Origin of the sequence: Pseudonocardia sp., assembly GCF_050250275.1 — a bacterium.
GTDB lineage: Bacteria > Actinomycetota > Actinomycetes > Mycobacteriales > Pseudonocardiaceae > Pseudonocardia.
Genome location: NZ_JBFWOY010000024.1, coordinates 94,072 through 109,578, shown reverse-complemented (window position 1 = coordinate 109,578; position 15,507 = coordinate 94,072). Strand labels below are relative to the sequence as shown.

At 69.4% G+C, this 15,507-nt stretch carries 14 protein-coding genes; 4 read left to right on the top strand and 10 right to left on the bottom strand.

Features of this window, described 5'->3' with window-relative positions; translation table 11 throughout:
- Nucleotides 1–195: 195 nt before the first annotated feature.
- A complete protein-coding gene (locus tag AB7F12_RS21445) occupies nucleotides 196–804 on the bottom strand; it encodes a hypothetical protein (RefSeq protein ID WP_428500642.1) in 609 nt (202 codons plus the stop codon).
- A gap of 251 nt (nucleotides 805–1,055) precedes the next feature.
- A complete protein-coding gene (locus AB7F12_RS21440) occupies nucleotides 1,056–1,589 on the bottom strand; it encodes a hypothetical protein (RefSeq protein WP_428500641.1) in 534 nt (177 codons plus the stop codon).
- A 246-nt stretch (nucleotides 1,590–1,835) separates the two neighbouring features.
- Here AB7F12_RS21440 and AB7F12_RS21435 point away from each other — a divergent pair, with 246 nt between their 5' ends.
- Nucleotides 1,836–2,723 carry a bifunctional DNA primase/polymerase gene (locus AB7F12_RS21435; protein ID WP_428500640.1) on the top strand — a complete coding sequence of 296 codons (888 nt, stop codon included), beginning with the start codon at nucleotides 1,836–1,838 and terminating at the stop codon, nucleotides 2,721–2,723.
- Nucleotides 2,724–2,773: 50 nt separating this feature from the next.
- Here the strand turns inward: AB7F12_RS21435 and AB7F12_RS21430 are convergent, their stop codons facing one another.
- Nucleotides 2,774–3,271 (bottom strand): XRE family transcriptional regulator, encoded by a 498-nt coding sequence (locus AB7F12_RS21430; RefSeq protein WP_428500639.1) that lies wholly within the window; start codon nucleotides 3,269–3,271, stop codon nucleotides 2,774–2,776.
- A 250-nt stretch (nucleotides 3,272–3,521) separates the two neighbouring features.
- Nucleotides 3,522–3,719 (bottom strand): hypothetical protein, encoded by a 198-nt coding sequence (locus AB7F12_RS21425; protein ID WP_428500638.1) that lies wholly within the window; start codon nucleotides 3,717–3,719, stop codon nucleotides 3,522–3,524.
- Nucleotides 3,720–3,792: 73 nt separating this feature from the next.
- On the opposite strand from AB7F12_RS21425, the gene AB7F12_RS21420 reads away from it, so the two are divergent.
- Both AB7F12_RS21420 and AB7F12_RS21415 read left to right on the top strand, forming a co-directional pair.
- On the top strand, nucleotides 3,793–4,527 hold the full coding sequence (locus AB7F12_RS21420) for a DUF2786 domain-containing protein (RefSeq protein WP_428500637.1): 735 nt from the start codon (nucleotides 3,793–3,795) through the stop codon (nucleotides 4,525–4,527).
- Between the two features lie 5 nt (nucleotides 4,528–4,532).
- A complete protein-coding gene (locus tag AB7F12_RS21415) occupies nucleotides 4,533–5,048 on the top strand; it encodes a hypothetical protein (RefSeq protein ID WP_428500636.1) in 516 nt (171 codons plus the stop codon).
- 6 nt (nucleotides 5,049–5,054) lie between these two features.
- Here the strand turns inward: AB7F12_RS21415 and AB7F12_RS21410 are convergent, their stop codons facing one another.
- Nucleotides 5,055–6,920, bottom strand: coding sequence for a UvrD-helicase domain-containing protein (locus tag AB7F12_RS21410; RefSeq protein ID WP_428500635.1), 1,866 nt, complete (start codon nucleotides 6,918–6,920; stop codon nucleotides 5,055–5,057).
- 22 nt (nucleotides 6,921–6,942) lie between these two features.
- Nucleotides 6,943–8,877, bottom strand: a complete 1,935-nt coding sequence (locus AB7F12_RS21405; RefSeq protein ID WP_428500634.1) for an ATP-dependent nuclease — start codon at nucleotides 8,875–8,877, stop codon at nucleotides 6,943–6,945.
- A 1,356-nt stretch (nucleotides 8,878–10,233) separates the two neighbouring features.
- On the opposite strand from AB7F12_RS21405, the gene AB7F12_RS21400 reads away from it, so the two are divergent.
- Nucleotides 10,234–10,437 carry a helix-turn-helix domain-containing protein gene (locus AB7F12_RS21400; RefSeq protein WP_428500633.1) on the top strand — a complete coding sequence of 68 codons (204 nt, stop codon included), beginning with the start codon at nucleotides 10,234–10,236 and terminating at the stop codon, nucleotides 10,435–10,437.
- Nucleotides 10,438–10,460: 23 nt separating this feature from the next.
- Here AB7F12_RS21400 and AB7F12_RS21395 read toward each other — a convergent pair whose 3' ends face one another.
- From AB7F12_RS21395 to AB7F12_RS21380, 4 genes are all read right to left on the bottom strand, one after another.
- Nucleotides 10,461–11,594 carry a transglycosylase SLT domain-containing protein gene (locus AB7F12_RS21395; RefSeq protein ID WP_428500632.1) on the bottom strand — a complete coding sequence of 378 codons (1,134 nt, stop codon included), beginning with the start codon at nucleotides 11,592–11,594 and terminating at the stop codon, nucleotides 10,461–10,463.
- Between the two features lie 4 nt (nucleotides 11,595–11,598).
- Nucleotides 11,599–12,129: a DUF4913 domain-containing protein gene (locus tag AB7F12_RS21390; RefSeq protein ID WP_428500631.1), complete on the bottom strand. Its 531-nt coding sequence runs from the start codon at nucleotides 12,127–12,129 to the stop codon at nucleotides 11,599–11,601.
- A gap of 42 nt (nucleotides 12,130–12,171) precedes the next feature.
- Nucleotides 12,172–13,992, bottom strand: coding sequence for a type IV secretory system conjugative DNA transfer family protein (locus tag AB7F12_RS21385; RefSeq protein WP_428500630.1), 1,821 nt, complete (start codon nucleotides 13,990–13,992; stop codon nucleotides 12,172–12,174).
- Nucleotides 13,993–14,065: 73 nt separating this feature from the next.
- Nucleotides 14,066–15,496 (bottom strand): hypothetical protein, encoded by a 1,431-nt coding sequence (locus AB7F12_RS21380; protein WP_428500629.1) that lies wholly within the window; start codon nucleotides 15,494–15,496, stop codon nucleotides 14,066–14,068.
- Nucleotides 15,497–15,507 lie beyond the last annotated feature (11 nt).

The following is a 15,507-nucleotide window of genomic DNA, read 5'->3' as shown; positions in this document are numbered from 1 at the left end:
TGCGAGGCTCCACTCGTCGATTGACTATTTGCCTCCGATTGAACGGGAAATGGTGTACGCTACGTCCATCGCCCAACAGGGTGCGGTGGCCTGACCCTCAGCCTCTCGCAGACCCAGGACGGTTCAAGGAGCGCCGGCGGCGCAACGGACGCGGTCTTGCGTCCGCGCGATCGACGGGGCGAGGCAGTGTTGCAGTCATGCGCCACCACCGCTGACCAGGACTTGAACCTCACCGACGGCCAGCGATGTCTCGGCCGACAAGCGCACGGCCTGCTGTCCGCCGACAGGGGCGCCGCCGCTCATCCCGGACCACGTCACCGTCCACACGCTGGTTGCGGTGACCGTCCATCGACCCGTTCCCTCGGTGCGTTCGGGAAGGGAGCGCTGCTCGTAGACGTAGCCGCAGTCGGGCGACTGTCCGTCCTGGCCCGTCCATGGCGTGCCTGGTCCCGAGCACCGAACTGTGTCCCCTGGCGGCCCCATCGACCATTCGACGGCGGAGAGAACGCCGGTCGCGGTGACGCTCGCCGTTCCGGCTGTTGCGGTGGCCGACACCGGGCCGGCCGAGGCGGCGCCGTCGTCGTCGATCCACAGCCAGATCGGAACCCCGACGAACCCGGTCTCTCCGGTCGACATGTGCGGGATCGGCGGGGCCAGAGTCAGCTGTTCGAACGCCTGCCGAGCCAGCACCTGCGCCAACACCGCCGGATCGAGCGCCTCGGGTTCGGCGCCGCGCAGAACGTCGAAGTAGTCGCCCGGCCCGGGTGCTTCACCAAGCACCCAGCCGTCGTCGCCAAGCGGCAACGAGGCGAGCGGCGGAGGCGGGGGCGGAACGGGGGCGGCGACTCTGTCGCCCGACGCTTCCTGTCGCGGTCGAGGCCGTGCAGGCCTTTCATCGCCGCGGCCCGAGTCGCGAGGGCCACCCGGACGGCCGGGGTCAACGGCCGCGACGACGCATCGGCCGATGCTGTCGATCACCACGCACCCTGACGGTCCAGGATTCGCGGACAGCGCCATCACGACTGCCGGCAGGGCGAGCGTGAGGCTCGCCGCGGTCAACACGGCTCGCCCAGCGCTGGCGCCGTCCGCTCGACGACCCAGTGGCCATCGACCTCGACCAGCTCGGCGCGGAACCGGTACCGCTGCACCCGGTTCGTCAGGTCGTCCAGAACCTCACCAGTCGTGTCCGAGATCAGGCGGGAGTCGCCGAGGTCGACGCAGTCGACGACTTCAATGCGCTCGTCCGTAACCCGCCCCACGACCGGAGCACGCGTCACCGCGCCCTCCGTGTGCGCCGGAACGCTGGCGTAGTTCACGACGTCGGCCTGGAGCGCCTGCCTCGCCTGCCCGGTGGCGACCTCATCGATCCGTGCTGCCCAGTCCCGCGACGCCGGTGCGGCGAGGGCCATATCGATGACCGTCCAGAACTCTTCGTACGCAGCCATTGCTAGCTGCTCCGGAGCGGTCCGCGAAGGCGGCTCCGGTCCGGTCGGTGCCGGTTGCGGCGCGTCGACCGGTTCCGACGAGCATCCCGCCGCCACGATGCCGACGAGCAGCAGCAACGCCGTCAATCGCTGTGGTGTGGTCACCTCGTTCCCCCTCTCGGACTGGCGTTGCCGATCGTGCAGCCATGCGTGGTCACGGCGTGGTTCCTGCGTGGTTGCGCGTGGTCAGCGGCTGTCGTTGCAGCGATCACAGGCGTACCACCGTGGTCATCGCGCCGGAGGCGAACGGACACACATAGCTCGAACGGAGCAACACCGAGCCACGGATCCATCGCGCTCCTGTCGCACCGTGCGGTTGCTCAGCCGGTCGTCGACTCGAGGAGGAGCGGCGTGGTTCACGACTCTTTGATGCGCGCCGCGCTGTACCTCGCGGCCCGCGGGATGCACATCTTTCCGCTGAACCCCGGCACGAAGGTGCCGGCCGTGCGCCGCGACTGGGAGGGGTGTGCCACCACGGACGCCGAGCAGATCGAGCGCTGGTGGGCGGGAAAGCCCAGAATAAACATCGGGATCGCGACGGGGCCGTCGCGTCTGCTCGTGGTCGACCTCGACGCGCCAAAGATGTCATCCGCCCAGCGGATCCCGCACGGCCGGCAGGTGCTCGCCGGCCTCGCCCGCGAGGCGGGGGAGGTGATTCCGCGCGACACGCTGACCGTTACGACCGCAGGCGGAGGTCAGCATCTCTACTTCCGCGTGCCTCCCGACCTCAGTCTCACCAACACCGTGGGTCGGCTCGGGCGGCACATCGACACCCGCGCACGAGGCGGATACGTGGTCGGCCCGGGATCGATCGTGCGCGGGCGGCGCTACCGGATGGCCTGTGCCGCCGAGCCCGCAACCGTGCCCGCGTGGATCGTGCGAGCGCTCCGGCCCACGTTGCCCCGCCTGCCGGCGCCCACGGTGAAGGCGCACCCCGCGTACGTGCGAGCCGCGCTCGATGGCGAAGCACGGCGTGTCGCCGACGCACCCGTGGGCCAGCGAAACGTGACGCTGTACGAGGCAGCGGCCAGGCTCGGACGATTCGTCCGCGAGGGCCGGCTCAGGGCCGACGACGTGCGATCGGTGCTCGGCGGCGCCGCCGCGAGGCATCTCGGCGTCGAGGGATTCGGCACCCACGAAGCCCGCCGGACGATCGAATCCGGGTTACGCCGAAGCCTCACGGTCACGAGCAGGCCACCAAGCAGCCCTGACCCTCTACACGTGCGAGATCACAGCTGACACCGGTCGAGCGGCGTCACGATGCCGGACGCGGCGAGCGAGGGCATGAGTCAGCCGCCGTCGTCGGCTGCTCGTCGGAGCAGACCGGCGATTCTCGGGAACTCGTCCTCAAGCCGCTCGGCGGCGGCCGCGAGCTGCATGGTGCTGGCGACGCCTCGGAGGAGCGAGGTTGGCGAACCGTCGCTCCAGCCGTCGCGGTTGCACGTGCAGAGTGGCCACGGCTGCTGGACCTGGGCTACGTCCGCGAGGATGGCGTCGACTTCGGACCGCTCGGTGAGCTCGCGTGCCATGTCGCGGCGCTGGTCGAGAATCATCAGACGTGTGTGTGCACGCATGTCGCCGATCTTGATTCGCCTCGCGGAGACCAGCTGGCTGAGCATGGGCCGACTGATCCCGATGGTGTCCGCGAGCCGAGCCTGGCTGATGCCGTAATCCTCGGTCAGCTGGTTGACGAGAGTGCGGAGCGTGGTGCCATAAAGGTCCCGCTGGCGCTCGCGGATCATGGCCCGTCGGGCGGCAGGGGTCGCGACGACCGAATCAGCTGCCATGCGGATATGGTTGCAGCCGCGCCCGGTTCTCGTCGCCGAATGGGACGATAACTCCTGGTCGACGCGGTGAGGGCACCGGCTACGCCGCGGTGACCACGCATGGCCCGCGCTCCAGACGTTCGCCCCTCGCGCTCCAACGCACTGTCCACGGTCATTCGGGTGATACGTGGGCTCGGCCGACAGAGTAGACGACCATCGCCAGATGCAATCGATCAAGGAAACGAGAGCTGCTGCCCCAATCGTTTCTGGGTCAGTTGTGCTGGTGCGACCGGGCGGCGACGAGGTCGCTCTGACGATCTCGCTCGGTCTCGCCGTGGTGCTGCTCGCGACGGCGGTCCTCAGCCTCGTCGCGCTTCACGATCTGGCCGGCGAGTCGCCGATTCGGGATGAGCGCATCCGTGACCACGCGGCAGCCACGGGATTGCTTGGCGGCGAGTGGCGTCGGCACGCCCGGGGGCCACGGCGTGATGCACCCGCCTCGGTAGGACCGGCGATACCTGCTGTGGGACGTGGAGGTCACGATGGATGTTGCGGAGCAGAAGCTCGAGGTGATCCGCAAACTGCTGGCGAAGGCCGAGCGGGCGGCGACGTCCGGGGAGGCGGACGCATACAACACGAAGGCCGCCGAGCTGATGGCTCGACACGGCGTCGATTCCGCAATGCTGGCGGCCGCCGGTGGAAACGTCGCGGACCGGATCGGGGAGCGGCGCATCGCGTTGACGGACCCGTACTCGACGGAGAAGGCCGGGCTGGCCGGGAGCATCGCCGGGGCCATGGGGTGCCGGGCCGTGCGTCACCTCGGGAGAGGACGGGGCCAGACCGCCGCGGTGACGGTCATGGGATTCGAGTCCGACCTGTCGAGGGTCGAACTCGTGTTCACGTCGCTGCTGTTGCAGGCGACCCGTGCGGTCGTGCGGCAGCGGCCGCCGGCGTGGACGGGCGAGTCGACCGCCGCGTTCCGCCGGACGTGGCTGATGGGGTTCACCGTAGAGGTATCGCGTCGTCTCGAAGCTGCGCAGAAGGGCGCCGTGGCGCAGCACGACGCTGCTGCGTCCGGGACGGCGTCTGCCGCGCTGGTCTTGGCGGATCGGCGGACGCTGGTCGAGCGCGCGTTCCAGGAGCGCTTTGCCAATCTGCGCGCCGGACGCTCGCGACGGTTGTCGGGCAGCGGGTACAGCGCGGGTGTGGAAGCGGGCCGGCGCGCCGACGTCGGGCAGCCGCGGATGAGCGGGGCTCGTCGGGCTCTCGACCGCTGAAGCTCTTGTCGCTCGCGCTGGTCGCCGTCTCGCTGCTGATGGTGACCGGCTGTACGAGTGATGGACGCGCCGTGGTGGCCGCGAGCGCTGGATGTCGCGGCGTCCTGGTCAAGCTCATCGAGCACGGCGGCGGCGTCGCGTTGGCCGTGAGCGCGCAGGAGTGCGTGGAACCGGATGGTGCCCGGGCGTCAGCCCAGCAGGCGATCGCCCGGCTCGCCGAGGCTGTCTGGCGCACCGCGTGGCCGAGGTTCGATTCCGTGCACGCGACGGTCTACCGGTACGCAGAGTTGCCCGGTCAGGAGCGCGCCTACGGTCAGGTGCTCACGAGAGCCGAACTCGAAAGGCGCTGGGGAGCGCGTCCGGCCGGATTCGACCGAGGAGTCGCTGATCTGTCCGGTGCCAGCCTGTTCCCCTGGGTGCTGCTGCCGGTCGCGATGCTGATCGGACTGAGCTTCGCGGTGTGGGCGGGAGTCGGGTTGGCGCGCTCTGGAACGATCTGGATCGTGTTCCGGAGGAGGTAGTTGCGCTCACAGCGCCTGCCGCTGTCTACGGATACCTGGCGTGAGCTGTGATGGAGCCAGCTCCTCGACGCCCGCAGAAATCAGCAAGTTATACAGATCCGACACCCGTTCCGTCGGGCCTCTAGTGTGGGCGTGACTGAAGAGCATCCGCTGCTTGGCCCGGGAGAGCGCGACGAACAAGGTCGACGCTCCCTCGCGATCGCCACGGCGATGACTCCACCACGTGTTGTCGTCCAGCCCGAGCAGGATGACGGTGTCGTACTCGAGCCCCTTGCTCTTGTGGATCGTCAGGAGCGACACGGCATCGTGTCCGGCGAACCGGTCGAACACGCCCGGCCATGTGGGCAGACAGCTGCACCTCCCGACGTGCTCGCGAAGAGCGTCGACGCTATTGTCGAGCAGCCACTGGTCGCGGTACGCGGGGTGCATCCTGCGGAAGGTAGCCGGGCCTCCCACGTAGTCCAATGCGTGGTCGACGAGCGCTCTGGCGTGCCGTTCGTCGGGGGGACGGCTCGCGACCTTCTTCCGCCATCGGTCGACGTGCGATCCGAGATCCTCGGAGATCTGTCGCCGTCCGGCGTCGTCGTCAGCCTCCTGGAGCCAGGCGAGGTGCTCGGTGACCGCCGCCCAGGCTGCGGGATCGCGCGCGCCGGCCATCAGCCGCAGCAGCGGGAGAACGACGCCGGTGAGGGGCGACGCGAGCAGGTCCTGGAGCGGTAATCCCGGGACCACGTACTTGCTGTCGTTCCGCACGCGAAGCCCCACCTCCGCGAACGCGTCTGAGATTTCTGCCTCGGCTTCTTCCGACTTCTGCCGAACGAGAAGTGCGTAGTCGCCCGGTGCTGTTCCTCGCTCGGCGATGTCGTCGCGGATCCACGCCGCGATCGCCTCGGCCTCGTGTCGTCGCCGACCGAATCTCCAGATCCACGCGTGGTCGCCGTTGACCGCCGTCGCGCTCGACGCATCCACCACAGGCGACCCGCTGTCCAGGCTTACGGCAATCACGTGCTGCAGCGCCACCAGATCCGCAGTGGACCGGCGGTTCAGACGGAGAGTGAAGGGGTGTGAGTCGAACGAGGAGGCGAACTGGTGGAAGGCGTCTGGCCGGGCACCGGCCCACCCCATGATGCGCTGCTTCTCGTCCCCCACGACCGTCACGACGACGTCCGAGCCACCGAATAGCGACTCGAGCAAATCGAACTGGGCGTAGGTAGTGTCCTGGAACTCGTCGACGAAAACGTACGGGAAGGTGGCTCGCACAGCTCGTGCGAGAGGGGCCGACGATCGCTGAACGAGCTCCGCCAACCTGTTGATCATGAAGAAGGTCAGCTGTCCGGACCGGACCGGGTCGTTGCTCGACCACCAGGCGGCGATCTCCTCGTCGTGCGGGCTCACGGGCCGGTCGGAGTCACTCAGGCGGTGCGGGCCCAGAACTTTCGACTCGAAGTCGGGTCCCGCTTCCTTCGTCACCTCTGATGCCGGTCGATGAGCTTGCAGCACCGCCTGTCCCCGCACGTTCGGCACCTTGATCAGTTCATAGTCACCGATGGGCCGGAGCTCGGGCGGCAAGCACAGCCGGAAGCGGTCGAGCAACGACTTCGCGAAGGCGTCAAAGGTCATGGAGACGAACCGGCGGCCGAGGACCGGGCCGACACGGGTACGCACCCGCCGTCCGAGGTTGTCGGCAGCGTCCCTCTTGAACGAGATGGCGAGGATCCGCTGCGGCGGCGCGCAGCGTCCGGTCATCAACAGGTAGGCCGCTCGCTGGGCGAGGAACTCGGTCTTCCCCGCCCCGGGCCCGGCCATGACGTGGGTGTTGCCAGGGTGGCGAACCGCGTCCAGGGCAGCGGGCTCCAGGTCGTCGATGCCCACCGGGGCCCACCCGTCGACCGGCTCAGGCATCGCCCACCTGCTCGAGGTTGCTCTTCACGTGATGCAGGAGGGCCTTGATCTCCTCCGGTGCGTCCGCGGCGAGTCGTTGGTCCGGTATGACGGCCAGCGCGCGGGCGTGGGTTGAGGGCTTGCCCCGTCCGAGGAACAGGTAGCGGTAGAAGTCGTAGTCGAGTCCCGCGACGGCCGCCCGCTCTTCGTACCCGCTGCCGAGCACGGTGTTCTGCGCATCGCCGCGCCCGCTGGGCCCGTGCTGTCCCGGCTCCAGTTGCCGGTATTCGTCGGGAAAGGCGGTAAGCATGCTCATGTCCAGGTCCAGCGGCTCGCAGAAGAAGATGCCGAACTGACGGAGGTGCTCCGTCCACGCGCTCAGCACCTTGTCGTGCTCGGGGGAGTCGGATCGGAGGCCGTCGAGTGATGCCGCCGACAACGGGCCCTCGGCATGCACGGCCTCCTCGTGTCGGCATGCGGTCAGCTCGCGGACCGCTGACCTGACGCGCTCGATGCCGGCTCCGTGGCGCCCGCGGTCGAGATCGAGCAGGGTGGCGTGCGGGATCCGGAGGTCGTTCAGCAGCCGCCACAGGTGGTGGACGTGCCGCCCGCCCAGCGGCACCACTGCGACGCTCGACCGGTCGACCGCGATACCCAGCGTGTCGCCGATCCTCGGCAGCACGGCCTGTTCGGAGCTACCCTCGCCGAGGATCACGAAGCTCGCGAAGTACATCTCGGGGTACCGCATCACGGCCTCCTGCACGTACTTGGCCTCCTCCTCGGGATCGGAGGGCAGCGTGATGGGATGGATGACCGACCGCCCCGCGTCGGACCGGAAGTAGCGGACCTGCTTGGGCTGGATCCGCGACATCACGCTCGCCGAGTGGCTGGAGATGACAGCCTGCACCCGGTGCCGTAATGCGAGGTCCTGCAGTTGCCCGACGATGCGGGCGAGGTAGAAGGGCGAGAGATTGTTCTCCGGCTCCTCGACCGCAACGACGGTGTGCACCGGCAGTTGCAGATCGGTGCTCTCGAACCGCTCGGGGGCAGCGGCGGCGACCTTCTCAACATCGATGGTGGCGGCGGTCAGGGCGAGGTAGAAGAGCGACCGCTGACCGTCGCTGAGGTCATCGACGTCCCGTTCGCGGCCTTCCTCGTCGGGTCGCAGGAAGAAGGACGCCCCCCGGATGAACTCCTCGAGCCGCACGTCGATCGCCCGGACTCCGAGGTGAGCATCGGTGTTGGCCGCGTGCACCTCCTTCCACCTGGAGTCCATCGCGGTCACGATCGATTCCAGCCCCTTCTCGGCCTCGAACACGTCGCCGAGCGCCTTCCCAGCCTTCTCGAGCGCGCCCTTCAGCTCGTCCGACCACTTGATCGCGTTCCACAGCCGGCCCTTCATGAGCGCGCCAACTTGGGACATGGCGTCGCGTACGGCGGGGACGTAGACGACCTGGAGATAGCTGCGCTCGTGCGGGGGGAGCGGGAACCGGTTGTCGTCCGACGGCTCGTCCTCGAACGAGGTGATCGCGTCGATGCGGGAGTCGATGAGGCCGTCGAGGCCGTTGTCCTGCCAGGTGGCCTCCAGCCGGATGCGACAGCGCAGGCCGCCGTGGGTGTCCGCGCAAACGTGCTGGAAGAAGGCAGGGACACCCGACTCGGGCGCTGTCTCCTCCTGGCTCAGCTCCGGGAACGACAGGTGCACCTCGATCGCGAGCCGGCGCTCGGCGGTCGGGTTCTCGCCTCGCCGCACGTGGAAGTCGCCGCGTTGGAGCCGCCGCTGCGTGGTCGTCGACCCGAACACCCGGAGCAGGGCCTGCATGGCCGCGGTCTTCCCGGATCCGTTCGCTCCAACGAGCGCTGTGAGGTCAGGGTCGAGGTCGATCTCGGTCCGCTCGTCGAAGCAGCGGAAGCCCTCGACCACGATTCGGTCGATCTGCACGGTCATTCAGCTCCTGTGTCGATCTGGCTCATGTTCATCTCGCGCCGCGTGACTGATCCGCTACAGGTGGGTGGTCGGCTGGGCAGTACCGTGCTGGTGAGGCAGTTCGCAGAACATCGCCCGGGCGAGCACGGTGCCCACGGCCTGGTCGCGCATCAGCAGGCAGACGTCCGGCCAGGCGCGCGCTTGTCTGGCTCCACCGGATCGGCGTGACCTCTGAAGGCGCGGATGTTGCTGCAGCACCCGCCGGCGGCTGGGACGATCACCCGGAGTACCCGGTCCGCTTGCTCACGCTGCCGCGAAACACACCGTCGGCGCTCGGAATGACCGCGTCACGTCGCCAGCAAGAGGAGCGCGGCGATCCCGCCGACGCGAACAGGGCACGACGGATCGACCTCACCGAGGTGCTTGCGGAGGGTGGCCCCCCGCGGAGGTGCCGCGCGCAGCCAGCTCGTCGTGGTGCGCGATCGCCTCGTACAACGCCTCGTCGCCAAGGCTGCGGCTCCCGCGTGGTCAGAGTTCTCCGACCGACTTGCGTCACCCGGGAGGCGGCGCGGACGGGCAGGGGCACCCAGCCGGGGACCCACCGAACCGGCGTTGAGCTGATCCCCGCTCTCTATCCGTGCGCCACGTGGGTGATCGTGAGGTACGTTCGGCACGTCAGGTCGATTAGGCGGGAAGAGCTGACCTGTTCCGGAGATGGTGAGGCAGGTTGAGGCCGGGAGATTCAGCCCGCCTACCGATTCATCTCCGCTCGGTGGACCGCCGTGTGCTGCTCGCGCGCAGAGGCGAGGTAGAGGCACGCGCAGACGCCGCACACCCGCACTCGGGCCACCCGCAGCGGCAGTACGACCAGCCGCAACACGCGGTGTCGCCCTCGACCTGGGTGGCCGTGTCCGACCCTGCTCACGAGTCGTTCGTCCGCTTCCGAGCGGTCAACGCCATTGTCGCCAATCGGTGCAGCGTGCACGGGTGGACGGCCGCCGGGTAGCCGGTGCCCGGGCGGGTGCAGCCCCGACACCGGCCGGTGCTGTCACTCGTGTGATCGGCCAGTAGCCGGGCGATCACGTCGGGCATCAGTGCCAGCACGTCCGCCAGGCGTTCGAACGCGGTGGGGCTATCGCTGGATATGGTCCCCATGGGTCCACTCCTCTGCAGTGGATCAAGGCCCCGGCCGGGTGTTCGCGCACCTGGTCGGGGCCGCCTCTGTGTTGGAGGCGTCTCTCACTGTAGAGCAAAGTGAGACAGTCGAGCGAGACCGGTATCTCGCGCTGTATCGGTAGGTTGAGCATCTTCGGCAGCAACAGTCAGTCCGGTCACAAGCGCAGGCTTGCGCTGGTTGGGCCACTTAGGTTGGCTGACGTGCCCGAACCCGCCGAGCTGCTGACCACCGCGCAGGCCGCGCGGTGGCTCGGCGTGAGCCGGCGGACCCTGGCGCGGTATGCCGAGCTCGGCTGGCTTGTCCCCGCGGTCACGCTGCCCAGTGGTCACCACCGGTGGGAGCTGGAGGAGCTCCGTCGTCAGATCCGCGAGCTGCCTCGACAACGCCCCGCCGACGACGAGTGAAGCGCATCCGGCGATCTCTTGAATCAGGTGCTTCCGACGCTGACATGAAGGTGATCGAAATGGCCTCCGGTGGCGCCGCGGACGTCGTAGACACCGCCACCCGTATAGGGGCGGCCCCAGCCGTCGTCGTCGGGAGTGTCAGGTGACCAGTAGCGGCCCTGCCATATCACGTACTTGATCTTGAGCGCGGCGGCGTGTGTGCGGAGCCACGTCGCGAGTCGCCACCCGTTCCGGAGTTCCGCGCCCTGGGCGAACTCTCCAGGAGCGCCAGGGAAGTAGTCGCACGCGCGGCCGCGGGAGTGGTCGCTGGCGGGATTCCAGGCGTGCTCGTCCCAGCAGCCGACGGCTCGGATCGGTGCGCCGGCTCCGGCGGTGCCGAACACCCGGGCGATCTCGTCGTGGACGTGGCGGGTGGCGGGGGTCAGGCAGCTGCCGCCGGTGGGGTCAGGGGCGGTGCAGGCCGCATCGGCTCCTCGGAAGGGCGTCGGTGCGGGGAGATCGTCAACGGTCACGGGGCCGCCGGTGGTGCTGTACTGCGCGACGAGATTGTGGACCCGGTCGAGGTAGCCGGCGACGAGGTCGGCGCAGCGACGGTCACAGCCGGCCTCGCCGGCGACGGGGATTCCGGTCGCGGAGCCGGTGAGGCGGCTGCATCCGGCGATGTGGCAGACCAGCATGCCGTCGAGCGCGGTCGTCGGTTTGCCGGTGTCCTGCAGGTGCGCGGCGGCGGTGCGCAGGTTGGCACAGACCCAGGGGATGGCTCGGCGCAGGTGTTCGTCGGGCTGGAGTACGTCGGCGTCAGCAGGGGGCGGGGTCGCCGCCCAGTCGTCGCCGCCCGCGTCGCGCCAGTTCGCCTCGTTGATTTGGTAAAGCCCGGCAGCGCCGCCGTTGCGGTCACGACTGAACGCCGCCGGATTCCAGCTGGACTCGGCGTCGATGTGGGCGATGACCCAGACGGGCGGGAGCTCGGGGCATTCGGCGGCGGTGACGGCGGTGATGGTGGCGAGGTGCTGGGCGGCGGTGGCGGGGATGGCTGCCCTGTTGAGCGTGCTCGTCGGCGCGGTCGTAGCAAGGCTGCCGAGAAGCGTGGCGATCAGTAGCAGGGGGGCAAGCAGGACGGCGACCAGGCCGCCACCGGCGATGAGGGCTGCACGCACGCCGTCACTCGGGTGCCCGCGTCGGCAAGGTTGAGAGCGGCGTGTGCCCGTTGAGAGCGCGGTAGCGCTCGTTGTGGGTGCAGTCGGCGAACGGGCCGAGCGGGCTCAGCAGTTCGCGCAGGCAGGGGTCGAGGTGGTCGCGGATCCAGATCGACATGGCCGCGCCGGGTTCGGGGGCGAGCTCGGTCCAGGCGCGCCGGAGCGCCTCGAGACGGAACACGGCTTCCGGGTGCTCCCACCACAGCGGGCACCAGACGAGTTCGCCCCGCAGGGGGCGGGCGATCATCGAGGTGATCGTGTCGTGCACCCAGACGATGAGGGCGTCGACGTCCAGTTCGGTGTTTTCATCCCCGTCGTCGGGGGGTGCCTCGTGGACGGACTCGAGTGCCGGGACTCCGTTGAGCAGTTCGTCGAGCAGGTCGGACTGATGGGTCCGCCAGGCCTCGAGGGCTTGGACGCGGGCGCACAGCTCGGCGATCAACTGCCGGTCGGTCGTCTGCCCGTGTCCCTGAGCGTCGGTCGTCTCGGACGTCATCTTCGAGCTCCTGTCGGGTGAGGTAGCGGGTCGTTGTCATCGCTAGTCGACCGGTTCGGGCCGGTTGATCGGGTTCTCCGGGCCGAGCGCGGCGGCAGCAGCTCGGCGGAGCTCGGCGAGTGCGGTCTCGGCGTAGTCGCCGATGTCGGTGTGGTCGCGCTCGCGATACCAGGGGTGCAGGCGCCCGAGCCCGACCCGGCGTCCGGTGGACAGCAGGACGGCGCGATCGCGCGGGATCGCGCGGAGGGCCGCCGTCGGCATGATCGGTTCGCGGGCCTGGGAGTACTGGCGTGAAGTCCGGGTGCGTTCGACGCTCGTCGAGTGGCGCTCGACGTAGTGGTCGCCGATGAGCCCGGAGAGCTTCTGCAGGAAGGCGTGGTCGTCGACTCCGGCGCCGACCAGCTTGATCGTGGCGGCCGACCACAGGGCCTGCATGCCCTGCTCGCCCCACACACCGACGCCCTGCTGGTAGCTCTGCAGCATGGTGAGGACCTGGATGCCGCGGGAGCCGTAATGGCTGTAGAGCTGGGGGAGGGCGCGGATCGGACAGATGTTCGCGGCCTCGTCGAGAACCGCGACGACCGGTGGCTCGAGGCGGCCGCCGGAGGCCTGGGCGAGGAGTTCGGCGATCTCCAGGATGCGGTCGACAAGGGCGGTGACAACGGGCGCCGCGGTACCAGCCCCTTCTTTCGAGAGCAGGTGCATGGTCGCGCGGCCCCGGCGGGCGCACGCGAGCAGATCCCAGACGTTCAGTTCGGCCGGTGGTTCCTGGGCGGGTGGTTCGCGCCAGGTATCGGGAGGCGTGATCCAACGCATCAACCGCTCAGAGGTCAGCGCCTTGGTGGCGGTACGAGCGGTCTGATAGATGCCCTTGGTGGTGACGTCCGCTCCCATCAGGGTTGCTTCGAGATCGGCTGCCTCGGTGAAGGCACCTGCCTCGTCCAGGGCCGTGATGGCGTCGCGGCGCCCCGGCTGCAGCCACGCGACGACGTCGCGCATGGTGCCGCCGCTCAGCGCGGCGGCGAGCAAGGTAGCGGTGAGGACCTGCTCCGCGGCGGCGTGGAAGAAGGGGTCTCGCCGATCGCCACCAATGGTGCCGACGAAGTGCCCGGCCAACCGAGCTGCAGCTTCGACGCGTTCGGCCGGGTCGGCGTCGGCGATGCTGCGCAATGGGTCCCACCACCAGGTCTGCTCGACGTGGGCGATGCGTTGCGGGTCGAACGTCCACACCGGACCTGCGCTGGCGCGCATACCGGTGGTGAGGGCCCACAGGTCGGCCTTGTTGGAGGTGGCGACGGCGAGTCCCGGCGCGGCGAGCACGGTCGGGACGGCGATGGCGCTGGTCTTGTTCGACCGGGGCCCCATGATGATCAGTGCGACGTCCTCCCAGGACATCCACACCTCGCGCCGGTCGATCGAGAGCAACCGCAACCCCTGGTCGCAGGCTCCGAGCTGACCGGCTCGCGGTCGGAGCTGCTGAGCTCTCCTGATGGCGGCTGGTCCGTTCAGATCGCCCAACTCGCGGGCGCGCAGGAGGGACCGACGCGGGTTGTCCGGCTTCCGGCGCCCGGAGAGCCACAGCCCTACGGCCGTCGCCATCCCCACCTCGGTGATCACGATCATGACGGCGATGCCGGTGAACAGCGGCGTGCTGGCTCCGGGGTCGAGGATCGCCGTGGAGCCGCCGCGGAGTAGGTCGACCAGCAGCGCGGGCTCGGCTGGTGGCGCGGTCCAGGTTCCGGTTCCGGCGAGCGCTGCGGCTCCGGCGGCGATCCACAGGTTACCGATCAGTAGCGCGGCAGCCGCGATCGCGCCGAGGAGCAGCAACGGTGCGGTCGCCTCGCGGAGCAGCCCGGGGTTCACCGAGCACTCCGTGCCACATCGCGGCCTGTGCAGTGTGAAGGTGACAGGCTGGCGGCCCTCCACCATCCGTTGCTCACGGTGCGTCCCGGTGGAAGGCGTGGTCGGTGTCGTGCAGCGCGACCTCGGTCGGGGTGAGCGTCAACGCGACCGGCAACCCGACGCGCTGCCCCGACTTGATCAGATACTTGCCGCGACCGGGGTGGACGCGGCCGGCGTGCCAGGTCGGTGGGGCCGCCCAGGAAGTGATCAGCGCGGCTTCGCCCTGGCTGAGGGACGTGATGTGGCGCAGCCCTTCGAGCTCCTTCTCCGCCATGCCTCCGAGTAGCAGTACGCCGTTGCGGGAGGCCATGCCGCGCGCCTTCGCCCGGTCGGCCTCGGTGGGGAGCGCTTCGAGGTCGTCGAGGGAGTGGGTGACCTGGAAGGAGACGACACCGCGGTGCCGACCGAGGCGGGTGATCCGGTCGGAGCGCTCCACCAGGCCGGGCGCGACGCGCAGCGCGCGCCACAGCTCGTCCTGCACCTGCACGACGTTGCGGCGCCGCTGTCCGTACGCGGCGGCGTCAGCCAGGGCGGCCGACCACGCCCAGGAGCACAGCATCGCGGCGGCTACGACGTGGTCGTCATCGTCGTCCAGTGCGCTGATGTCCAGGGACAAAGCGGGGGTGTCGGGGTCGAAACGGACGCTGCTGGGGCGGTCGAAGATGCCGCGAATCGCGCCTTCGCACAGCAGGCCGAGCGCATTGGTCAGGGACCGCGTGGTGCGGCGGTAATCGGCGTCGTCGGCACTCGCCGCGATCGCCATGAGCGGCGTTGCGGCGGACTGCAATGCCGACAGGACATCGGGGATCAGCGGCTCGCGGTCGCGCGCACCTTCGTCGACGGCATCTACTGCGAGGTCGAGAGCGGCACCGAGGAGCCGGCGTTCCGTGACGTCCGGTTCCTCGCGACCGACGATCGTGATCAGCGCCTCGAGCAGGGACAGCCGGCGGGCCCGCAAGGTCTCCAGCAGCCGGGTGCGCTCCGCCGCGGGCGCCGTGGTGAGCGCGGCGCGCAGGGGTCCGGCGTCGAGAGGATTGAGGGCGTGTAGGCCTCGCCCGAGGTGCCACACAGCCCCGCCGAGCGCCTGGACGAGCGGCGTGTACTCGCCCTTGACGTCGCCGGGGACGACAGCCCGCATGCCGAACCCGACCAGCCCGGCGAGCATGCGTTTGGTGATCGAGGACTTCCCGATTCCGGGCTGGCCCTGCACCCACACCCCGGTGTTGGACACCAGACCGGTGCGCAGCCAGTGCGCGGGGTTGAGCCCGATCGGTTCGGCGGTGTGCAGGTGCCGGCCGACGGGGACGCCGCGCACGTCGGACCCGGATGGCGTGGCGAAGGGAAACAGCCCGCACACCTGGCTGGTGGTGCCGGCGAACCGGTTCCCGGCTTCCACATGACCGGCCCGGCCGCCACCGGGAAGCGGCCATCCCCACGCTCGAGGAATGGGTTCGCTGTGATCCATCGTGACCTCCC

Excerpts from the sequence above, each read along its gene's own strand:
- AB7F12_RS21390 (WP_428500631.1), bottom strand. The coding sequence starts at position 12,129 with ATGACGTCCGAGACGACCGACGCTCAGGGACACGGGCAGACGACCGAC.
- AB7F12_RS21380 (WP_428500629.1), bottom strand. The coding sequence starts at position 15,496 with ATGGATCACAGCGAACCCATTCCTCGAGCGTGGGGATGGCCGCTTCCC.
- AB7F12_RS21405 (WP_428500634.1), bottom strand. The coding sequence starts at position 8,877 with ATGACCGTGCAGATCGACCGAATCGTGGTCGAGGGCTTCCGCTGCTTC.
- AB7F12_RS21420 (WP_428500637.1), top strand. The coding sequence starts at position 3,793 with ATGGATGTTGCGGAGCAGAAGCTCGAGGTGATCCGCAAACTGCTGGCG.
- AB7F12_RS21430 (WP_428500639.1), bottom strand. The coding sequence starts at position 3,271 with ATGGCAGCTGATTCGGTCGTCGCGACCCCTGCCGCCCGACGGGCCATG.